Raw genomic sequence first — 10,873 nt, forward strand, 5'->3', positions numbered from 1 at the left:
TTTCAATTTCAGACCAGATAGAGCAAGGCAAATAACTAGGGCTATTGTTGATGAGAATTTTGATGGTTTTGGAAGAGAAAAAAAGGTAAATACCTTTTTTATAACTATGACGGAATACGATAAAACCATAAAGAATGTAAAAATTGCTTATAAAACAGAAAAACCAAAGAATACTCTAGGTGAGTATGTTAGCAGTTTAGGACTTAATCAGTTAAGAATAGCAGAAACTGAAAAATATGCTCATGTTACCTTTTTCTTTAATGGTGGTAGAGAAGAACCTTATGAAAATGAAGACCGAGTTTTAATCCCGTCACCAAAGGTTGCCACATATGATTTAAAACCAGAGATGAGTGCTATAGAAGTAAAAAATGAAGTATTGAATAGACTAAAAATGGATAAGTACGATTTGGTAATTTTAAATTTTGCTAATCCAGATATGGTAGGTCATACTGGAATAGTAGATGCAGCCATTAAAGCAGTAGAAACAGTGGATAGTTGTTTGGGAGAGATAGTAGATTTATTAGAAGAAAAAGGTGGTAAAGCATTAATTACAGCTGATCATGGCAATGCAGAATTATTAATAGATAAAAAGGATGGTAGCCCAATAACTGCTCACACTACTAATCAGGTCCCATTAATACTAGTAGGTGTAGAGCATGTCAAATTAAAAGAAGGAATATTAGCGGATTTAGCACCTACTCTATTGGATTTAATGGGTATAGAAAAACCAAAAGAAATGACTGGTCAAAGTCTTATTGAAATTTAAAAGTATATGGTAATTATGAGAAGATATTGTTTTGTCATTCTGAAGCGTAGCTGAAGAATCTTAGATTTAGAAGCTAGACTTAAATAATTGTGAACTGTGAAATATGAATTTAATATGGGAGGATGAATATAATGAGTTTAATTACAGATGTATATGCAAGAGAAGTACTAGATTCAAGAGGAAATCCAACGGTTGAAGTAGAAGTTTGGACTGAATATGATGCTCATGGTAGAGCTTTAGTTCCATCGGGAGCCAGTACAGGTGCTTTTGAAGCAGTAGAATTAAGAGATGGAGACAAGGAAAGATATTTAGGAAAAGGTGTTATGAAAGCAGTAGATAATGTTAATAATATAATTGCAGATGAAATTATTGGTATTGATGTATATGACCAATTAGGAATAGATAATCTGTTAATAGAATTGGATGGAACAGAAAACAAAGGTAAATTAGGAGCCAATGCTATACTAGGTGTTTCATTAGCAGTAGCGAGGGCAGCAGCAGACGAATTAGGAATGCCTCTTTATCAATATATAGGTGGAGTAAATGCAAAAGTTCTTCCAGTACCAATGATGAACATATTAAATGGTGGAGAGCATGCTGATAATAATGTAGATATTCAAGAGTTTATGGTAATGCCAGTTGGAGCATCTAATTTTAGAGAAGCATTACGAATGGGTGCAGAAATATTCCATAATTTAAGAGCTGTATTAAAAGGAAAAGGATTAAATACTTCTGTAGGGGATGAAGGTGGATTTGCACCTAATCTATCAAGTAATGAAGAAGCATTAAAAACCATAGTAGAAGCCATTGAAAAAGCAGGATATAAACCTGGAGAAGATGTATACTTAGCTTTAGATGTTGCTGCTACAGAAATGTATGATGAAAACAATAAGGTATATAAACTTGAAGGAGAAGGTAGAGAATTAACAGTAAATGAGATGATAGACTATTATGCAGATTTAGTTGAAAAATATCCAATTATATCTATAGAAGACGGATTAGCTGAAGATGATTGGGAAGGTTGGAAAAGGCTTACAGAACGATTAGGAGAAAAAATCCAATTAGTTGGAGATGATCTATTTGTAACTAATACTAAGCGTTTAGAGAAAGGAATAGATATGGGAGTATCTAATTCAGTGTTAGTAAAATTAAATCAGATAGGAACTTTAACAGAGACATTGAATACAATAGAGATGGCCAAGGTTCATGGTTATACAGCAGTAATTTCTCATAGGTCTGGAGAAACAGAAGATACGACTATAGCAGATTTAGTAGTAGCAACCAATGCAGGCCAAATTAAAACTGGTGCACCTTCAAGAACTGATAGGGTTTCTAAATATAATCAGTTATTGAGGATAGAAGACTTTTTAGGACTAACTAGTTTATACAAAGGAAAGCAAGCATTCTATAACATAAAGAAATAGTAAGGCGCGCCTTACTATTTCTTTATTAACATGTGAAATAATTAATACTATTGATTTATTAGAACCACTATGTTAAAATATTCTTGTTTACTAGCTATGATAAAATAGATTTTTCTAATTTCAATATAGGAGGTGCAAAAATGACAATTTTTTTCTCAATAATATTTCTTATATCTAGTATATCCTTAATCGTATCCGTATTGTTACAAGAAAGCAAATCGGAAGGGCTAGGAGCTCTTACTGGTGGTGGACAAAATGCTTTTGGTAGATCAAAATTAAGAACTTTTGAAGCAATGCTTAGTAAAATAACCACAGTTTCAGCAATTGTGTTTATGATATCTGCATTAGTTCTAGCTGTAATTTAATAAAATGAGGAGGTAGGTTTAAATGAACTTTGCACTAATAGCTGCACCAATAGTTGGTATAGTAGCCTTACTATTTGCTCTTTATAAAGCTAGTTCTATTGACAAAGTAAGTCCTGGCAATGATAGGATGAAAGAAATAGCTTCTTATATAGAGGAAGGAGCTATGGCTTTTTTAAAGAGAGAATATAATGCTTTATCGATTTTTGTAATTGCCCTTTTCTTTGTCTTAGTATTTGCTATTAATTGGGAAACGGCAGTATCTTTCTTATTAGGAGCAATTTTTTCAGTCCTTGCAGGTTATTTTGGCATGAAAGTAGCTACTAAAGCTAATGTCAGAACAGCTAATTCAGCAATGGAATCAGGAATGAACAAAGCGTTGGGTGTAGCTTTTTCTGGTGGAGCAGTAATGGGAATGAGTGTTGTTGGATTAGGAATATTAGGAGTAGGTGTGTTATACATACTATTCCCTAACCCATCAATTATTACAGGATTTGGTTTAGGAGCTTCATCAATAGCTCTATTTGCACGTGTTGGTGGAGGCATTTATACTAAAGCAGCTGATGTAGGAGCTGATTTAGTAGGAAAAGTAGAAGCAGGAATACCAGAAGATGACCCTAGAAATCCTGCAGTAATAGCAGATAACGTTGGAGACAATGTTGGAGACGTTGCAGGTATGGGAGCAGACTTATTTGAATCCTATGTAGGTGCTATAATATCAGCAATTACGTTGGGATTAGCTGCTTATGGTGAAAATGGAGTAAAATTCGCATTATCATTAGCAGCAGTAGGAATAATTGCTTCTATAATAGGTGTTTATTTTGTTAAAGGAGATAAAGATCCTCAAAAAGCATTAAACACTGGAACTTTAGTAAGTTCTTTAATAACTTTAGTTATAGCATTCTTTTTAAGTAAAAATATTTTAAACTCATATCAACCTTTTGTTGCTATTTTGGCTGGTTTAGCAGTGGGATTAATAATTTCAAGAATTACTGAATATTTTACATCTGCAGATTATAATCCTGTAAAAGGTATAGCATCTGAATCAGAAACAGGAGCAAGTACTAATATAATTGGAGGTTTATCTGTAGGTATGATGTCTACAGGAGGACCAATAATAGTTATAGCAATTGGGATATTAATTGCATTCTATGTCTCTGGTGGATTAAACGATACTGCAACAGGATTATATGGTATTGCTTTAGCAGCAGTTGGGATGTTATCTACAGCAGGAATGACTATTGCTGTAGATGCTTATGGACCAATAGCAGATAATGCCGGTGGAATTGCAGAAATGTGTGAATTGCCAGAAGAAGTAAGAGAGATTACAGATAAATTAGACGCAGTTGGTAATACTACTGCTGCTGTAGGTAAAGGATTTGCTATAGGTTCGGCAGCTTTAACTTCTTTAGCATTATTTGCATCTTATACACAAGCAGTAGAATTAAGTGGTATCAACTTAACAGAACCGGCAGTTATTGCAGGAATGTTTATCGGAGGAATGCTACCATTTTTATTTGCAGCTATGACAATGGAGGCAGTTGGAAAAGCTGCATTTAGCATGATTGAAGAAGTAAGAAGACAGTTTAAAGAAATCCCAGGAATAATGGAAGGTAAAGCAACACCTGAGTATAATACTTGTGTTGATATAAGTACGAAAGCTGCTTTAAGGGAAATGGTAATTCCTGGAATCATGGCAGTGGTAGTTCCAGTATTAGTAGGATTATTATTAGGCGCTGAAGCTTTAGGTGGACTATTAGCAGGAGCTTTAGTTACTGGAGTATTGATGGCAATATTTATGGCTAATGCAGGTGGAGCTTGGGATAATGCTAAGAAATATATAGAAGATGGACACCATGGTGGAAAAGGTAGTGAAGCTCACCATGCAGCAGTAGTTGGAGATACAGTGGGAGACCCATTCAAAGATACTTCAGGACCTTCGCTGAATATATTAATCAAGCTTATGACCATAGTATCTTTAGTATTCGCTCAACTTTTCTTAAACTATGGTGGGATATTATTTAACCTATTTAAATAGAACAATCGAACAACTAGGGCGGTTCTTATTGTTTATCTAAACAGTAAGAACCGTTTAATTATTTATAGAATTTTAATAAATCAAATAAGTTTAAACTTATGTATTTATTTTTTATATATGATATAATTAAAAAGTAGCAACAAAATATTAATATTATCTGTTATATTCACCTAGGTATAGTTAATAATATTTATAATAGGGGCAGACCTATGTGTCTGCCATTCAAGTAGGGGCAGACCTATGTGTCTGTCATTCAAGTAGAGGCAGACCTATGTGTCTGTCATTCAAGTAGGGCAGATCTATGTGTCTGTCATTCAAGTAGGGGCAGACCTATGTGTCTGCCATTCAAGTAGGGGCAGACCTATGTGTCTGCCAGTTAAAGAAATTATATTCTATTCATTATCAGAAAAACTGGCAAAGGTAGGTTTAACATGAAGGTAAATATTGAGAATATAAAAATCAATTACATATGTGAAGGAAAAGGAAAAGATGTCCTAGTACTTCATGGTTGGGGTGCTAATATAAATACTGTATTATCTATTGTAAACCTTTTAAAACCTCATTTTAAAGTATATGCATTGGATCTACCTGGATTTGGAGAAAGTCAAGCTCCAAATAAAGCATTTGATTCTCAAGATTATACAAGGATTGTAAAAAAATTCTTAGACAAAATGAAAATAGAAAAAATTATATTAATAGGACATTCTTTTGGAGGAAAGTTGTCTATATTACTAGGGAGCAAATATCCTGATAATGTAGAGAAAATTGTATTAATTAACAGTGCTGGATTAATACCCAAAAGAGGTTTTAAATATTATCTAAAGGTTTACTCTTTTAAAACATTAAGGTTTTTATATAAAATTATATTCTTTTGGGTCAATGAAGAAAAAAAGATGGGAAAAATATACAAGAAATTTGGTTCAACAGATTATAAAGAAGCAGATGGTATTATGAGAAAAACCCTCGTTAAGGTCGTAAATGAAGATTTACATCCGATTCTTAAAAGAATACAATCTCCTACATTATTAATATGGGGTGACAAGGATACAGCAACACCATTATATATGGGAAAGACAATGGAAAAAGAAATACCAGATAGTGGATTAGTTGTATTGGAAGGTGCAGGTCATTATTCATATTTAGACGACTTTAATAGATTTGCTATTATTTTAAAGACATTTTTATTAGAGTAGACATATTTTTTGAAATAAAGATTTTGGATTCAATAAGGATTGAGAGGTGAATAAGATTGTCTGAATTAGTTATTCTTTTTTTAACACTAATGTGGATATATTTAATAATTGAGAGATCAAAATTCTTTTTACATATGATGCAGTTAGAAGGATACAAAGAAGAGCAATATAAAAAATGGTTAAAAGAAAGTAACAGGGCATATATTAAAAGATTAAATAAAAATGTTATTTATATTCTAATAATGACAATACTATTTATAACTATTAGTATTTTATTCAATCAGTCAAAAATGATAAGATTATTTGTTTGGGTGCTTTATAATATACTTTGGATATTTTATATGATATTAACTTTGAATTCTGAAGATAAAGAAATAAAAAAACCTCTAGTATTTACCAATAGAGCGAAGCGGCTTTATGCTGTTAATATATTATTTAATATAATTCTTATTTTAATAGTTTACATAGTTTATGTAAAAATAGTAACGGATACATTATTTTATTTTCCAATAATGTTGTTTATAGGTACTGTTTTTTATTATTTTCAATCTATGACTATGTATATATCAAATATTTTAATTAAGCCAATTGAACACAATATCAATATGAGATTTTTTCAGCAGGCTAAAGAAAAGATTAAGTCTATGAGAAATCTTCAGGTAATAGGTATAACAGGCAGTTTTGGGAAAACTAGTACCAAATTTATAACAGGGACTATATTAAAGGAAAAATATAAGGTGTTGAATACACCAGAAAGTTATAATACTCCTATGGGATTGAGTAAGGTAATAAATGAACAATTAAATGAGAAATATCAAGTGTTTATTGCAGAAATGGGTGCAAGATATATAGGGGATATTAAGGAACTATCGAAACTAACTAAACCAAGAATTGGGGTTATTACATCTATTGGACCTACTCATTTGGAAACTTTTAAAAATTTAGATAACATTATGAAAACTAAATACGAACTAATTGAAGAATTACCTACAGATGGAGTTGCTATATTTAATTATGATGATGAACATATTAGAAAATTAGCTGACAAAACTTTTAAAGAAAAGATTCTTTATGGAATAGACGATAGAGAAGAATTAGATATATATGCAAAAGATGTAGAAGTATCTCAGGAGGGTTCTACTTTTACTATTAATGATAAGAAAGGTAATAGTATTAGATGTACAACTAAATTATTGGGTAAACATAATATATATAATATTTTAGCAGGAGTATCTGTAGCAGTAGCAATGGGTTTAAATTTTGAAGAGATAAAGAAAGGAATTCATAAAATTCAACCAATTCCTCATCGATTAAATATAATAAATTCTGAAACAGGAGTTATAATAATTGATGATGCTTTCAACTCTAACCCTATAGGAGCAAAGGCTGCTTTAGAAGTACTATCTCAATTTAAAGAAGGGAGAAAGATTATTGTTACTCCTGGTATGGTGGAGCTAGGAGAAAGAGAAGAGGAATCTAATAGAGAGTTAGGAGTCAATATTGGCAAGGTGTGTGATTTTGCTATTCTAATAGGAGAGAAAAGGACTTTACCTATATACGAAGGTTTAACTGAAATAGGATATAATAAAGATAATATATTTGTTGTGAAAGATTTAAACGAAGCTACAAAAATAATACAGAGAATAACGAAGCCAAAAGATGTTGTATTATTCGAAAATGATCTTCCAGATAATTACAATGAATAACTAGGGGGGATTAATGTGAAAAAGAAAATAGCCATTATTTTTGGCGGCCGCAGTGTTGAACATGAGGTTTCTGTAATTACTGGACTGCAAGTAATGGAAAACATAGACAAAAATAAATATGATATAATTCCTATTTACATCAATAAAGAAGGCAAATGGTGTACAGGAAATAGCTTGATGAAGTTTGAAAACTTTAAAAACAATAATTTAAATGATTTACAAGAAATAACATTATCATTAAATGCCAATGACCATAATTTATATCTTCATCCGAATAATATAGGACTGTTTAGAAAAAAAATAATAGATAGAATTGACATAGTTTTTCCAACCATACATGGTACTAACGGTGAAGATGGTACAATTCAAGGTTTGTTTGAGCTTAAAAATATGCCTTATGTTGGTGGAGGAGTTTTAGCTTCTTCAGTTGGAATGGATAAAATACTAATGAAAGAAGTTTTTAAAGCTGGTGGACTTCCAATAGTCGATTATTTTTGGTTCTATAGAAAAGAATGGATTGAAAAAAAAGATAAGATTATTAATGATATTGAAGAAAAATTAGGCTATTCTCTATTTGTAAAGCCAGCGAATTTAGGTTCAAGTATAGGAATTTCAAAAGCTAAAGACAAGGAAAGTTTGATAGAAGCTATTGAAGTGGCGACAAGATATGATAGAAAGATAATAATTGAAAAAGCTGTTGAAAACCCTAGAGAAATTAATTGTGCTGCAATGGGATATAATGATGATGTTATAGTTTCTTTATGTGAAGAACCTTTAGGATGGGAAGAAATACTTACATTCGAAGATAAATATATAAAAAGCAATACTAAGGGAATGGGAAAAGATAGTAGTAGAAGAATAATTCCTGCAGATATTAAAGATAATTTAAGAGAAAAAATAGAAAAACTTGCTAAAGAAACTTTTATGGCAATTGATTGTAGTGGCAATGCTAGAATTGATTTTCTATTAGATGAGAATCAAAATATATTTATAAATGAAATCAATACATTACCTGGGTCAATTGCATTTTATTTATGGGAGAAAAAGGGCTATCCTTTTGATAAACTGCTAGATAAAATGATAAATATAGCTATAGAAGTTCATAAGGATAAGAATGAAAATATGTATACTTATGAAGCAGATTTGTTTAACCAAGTCCATTTAGGCGGCACTAAAGCTAGCAGCATGAAAGGGATTTAAGAACTTTTTAGCAAGATAAACCTTAAATTGATAAGCACAAAAGATTGGAGGATAGAGATGGGAATAAAAAAGAATATAATAAACTTTATGGAAGAAAAACTATATAAACCAATGCTTAAAGAAGAATTAGCTATACAATTTGGTCTAGAAGGAAAAGAAATTAATGCTTTCTATAAGGTGTTAGAAGAAATGGAAAAAGAAGGAGTCATAATAAAGACTAGAAACGATCGTTATGGGCTCACTGATAGAATGAATTTAGTAGTGGGAAAGTTGGAAGGCAATGAAAAGGGATTTGGTTTTTTAGTACCTGAAGATAAGAAAAGGGAAGATATATTTATTCCAGCTGAAGAAATCAATGGAGGACTACATGGTGACAAAGTAGTTGTTAAAATAATAAGCAAAGGGATAATGGATAAGAAAGATGAAGGGGAAGTCATTAGAATATTAGAAAGAGCTAACAACACTATAGTAGGAACATATGAAAGTAGCAAAAATTTTGGATTTGTAATACCAGATGATTCAAGAATTGCTTATGATGTATTCATACCAAAGGATCATGCAAAAGGAGCTAAGACTAACCAGAAAGTATTAGTGGAAATAACTAGATGGCCAGAGAAGAGAAGAAATCCTGAGGGTAAGGTAATAGATATTTTAGGATATGTGGGAGAAAAAGGAGTAGACATACTTTCAATAATGAAGCAATATAAGTTGCCAGAAGAATTTCCTGAAAAAGTGCAACAACAGGCTAGAAGTATAGAACAAAGAGTAAGTGAAGAGGAAATTAAGAATAGAAGGGATTTAAGAGATTTAAATACCTTTACTATAGATGGAGCTGATGCTAAGGACTTAGATGATGCTGTTTCAATTGAAAAGATCGGAGATAATTATCGGTTAGGTGTTCATATAGCTGATGTCTCACATTATATTAACGAAAGATCGCCTTTGGATAAAGAGGCATATAAAAGAGGAAATAGCGTATATTTAGTTGATCGAGTGATACCTATGCTTCCTAAAGAATTGTCCAACGGTATATGTAGTTTAAATCCAAATATTGATAGATTAACCTTATCTGTATTTATGGATATAGATAAGAGTGGCAATGTAATAAATCATGAAATAGTAGAAGGTGTGATAAAAAGCAAAGCCAGGCTTGTTTATGATGATGTTTCTGATTTGTTAGAGAATGAGAATTATGAAGCTTTTGAAAAATTGGATAAAGTTGCAAAAGATTTAAAATTAATGGAAGAGTTGTGTCATATATTATATGAAAAAAGACAAAGAAGAGGTAGTATTGACTTTGATTTTCCGGAAGCAAGGATAATATTAGATGAAAATGGTATTCCTGTAGATATTGTGAAAGAAGACAGAAGAATAGCTAATAGAATGATAGAAGAGTTTATGTTAGTATGTAATGAGACTGTTGCTGAATATATATTTTGGGCAGAAATACCATTTTTATATAGAATTCACGAAGAACCTGATATGGAGAAAATCAATAATTTTAATAAATTTGTCCATAATTTTGGATACATGATTAAAGGTACTCAAGAAGTTCATCCTAAAGAATTACAAAGATTAACTAAAGAAGTAAAGGGAAAAAAGGAAGAAACTTTGATTAATACTCTATTATTAAGGTCTTTGAAAAAAGCTAGATATAGCTGTGAACCAGATGTCCATTTTGGGCTTGCAACTAAATATTACTCCCATTATACTGCTCCTATTAGAAGATATCCAGATTTACAAATACACAGGATATTAAAATCTTTTTATAAGGGTAAATTAAATCCTAAGGAGCAAGCTAAATTGGATGGAATACTACCAAAAGTAGCAGAACATACATCTATAACTGAAAGAACTGCAGAAGAAGCAGAACGAGCAGTAGATGATTTAAAAGTAGCTGAATATATGTCTAAGAGAATTGGAAATATATATGAAGGGATGATATCATCTTTAACCCATTTTGGTATGTATGTCCAATTGGAGAATACAGTAGAAGGGCTAGTTCATTTTAGCAATATGATAGATGATTATTATGAATTTGATGAAGATAACTACTATATTGTAGGAGAATTTACTAATAAGAAATATAAATTAGGAGATATGGTAAAGATTAAAGTGATAAAAGCAGATTTGGTAAAACGAACAGTTGATTTTATGCTATTATCTTAAACAATCTTAGGGGCA

8 protein-coding genes are annotated in these 10,873 nt (G+C 31.3%); all 8 read left to right on the forward strand.

What is annotated here, in order from left to right; all coding sequences use genetic code 11:
* A partial coding sequence (gene gpmI, locus VK998_RS07210; RefSeq protein WP_325227032.1) for a 2,3-bisphosphoglycerate-independent phosphoglycerate mutase occupies positions 1-766 on the forward strand: 766 nt, incomplete at its 5' end.
* A 131-nt stretch (positions 767-897) separates the two neighbouring features.
* Positions 898-2,190, forward strand: coding sequence for a phosphopyruvate hydratase (gene eno, locus VK998_RS07215; protein WP_325227035.1), 1,293 nt, complete (start codon positions 898-900; stop codon positions 2,188-2,190).
* Between the two features lie 140 nt (positions 2,191-2,330).
* On the forward strand, positions 2,331-2,555 hold the full coding sequence (gene secG / locus VK998_RS07220) for a preprotein translocase subunit SecG (protein ID WP_325227039.1): 225 nt from the start codon (positions 2,331-2,333) through the stop codon (positions 2,553-2,555).
* A gap of 22 nt (positions 2,556-2,577) precedes the next feature.
* Positions 2,578-4,590 (forward strand): sodium-translocating pyrophosphatase, encoded by a 2,013-nt coding sequence (locus VK998_RS07225; RefSeq protein WP_325227040.1) that lies wholly within the window; start codon positions 2,578-2,580, stop codon positions 4,588-4,590.
* Positions 4,591-5,021: 431 nt separating this feature from the next.
* Positions 5,022-5,783, forward strand: coding sequence for an alpha/beta fold hydrolase (locus tag VK998_RS07230; protein ID WP_325227042.1), 762 nt, complete (start codon positions 5,022-5,024; stop codon positions 5,781-5,783).
* 134 nt (positions 5,784-5,917) lie between these two features.
* The gene (locus VK998_RS07235; RefSeq protein WP_325227044.1) at positions 5,918-7,489 is read left to right on the forward strand and encodes a UDP-N-acetylmuramoyl-tripeptide--D-alanyl-D-alanine ligase; all 1,572 of its coding nucleotides are present in this window, start codon (positions 5,918-5,920) and stop codon (positions 7,487-7,489) included.
* Between the two features lie 15 nt (positions 7,490-7,504).
* Positions 7,505-8,689 (forward strand): D-alanine--D-alanine ligase family protein, encoded by a 1,185-nt coding sequence (locus VK998_RS07240; RefSeq protein ID WP_325227047.1) that lies wholly within the window; start codon positions 7,505-7,507, stop codon positions 8,687-8,689.
* Positions 8,690-8,746: 57 nt separating this feature from the next.
* On the forward strand, positions 8,747-10,858 hold the full coding sequence (gene rnr, locus VK998_RS07245) for a ribonuclease R (RefSeq protein ID WP_325227051.1): 2,112 nt from the start codon (positions 8,747-8,749) through the stop codon (positions 10,856-10,858).
* The last annotated feature ends 15 nt before the right edge of the window (positions 10,859-10,873 follow it).

It is taken from the genome of Schnuerera sp. (assembly GCF_035459645.1).
Taxonomy (GTDB): domain Bacteria; phylum Bacillota; class Clostridia; order Tissierellales; family Tepidimicrobiaceae; genus Schnuerera.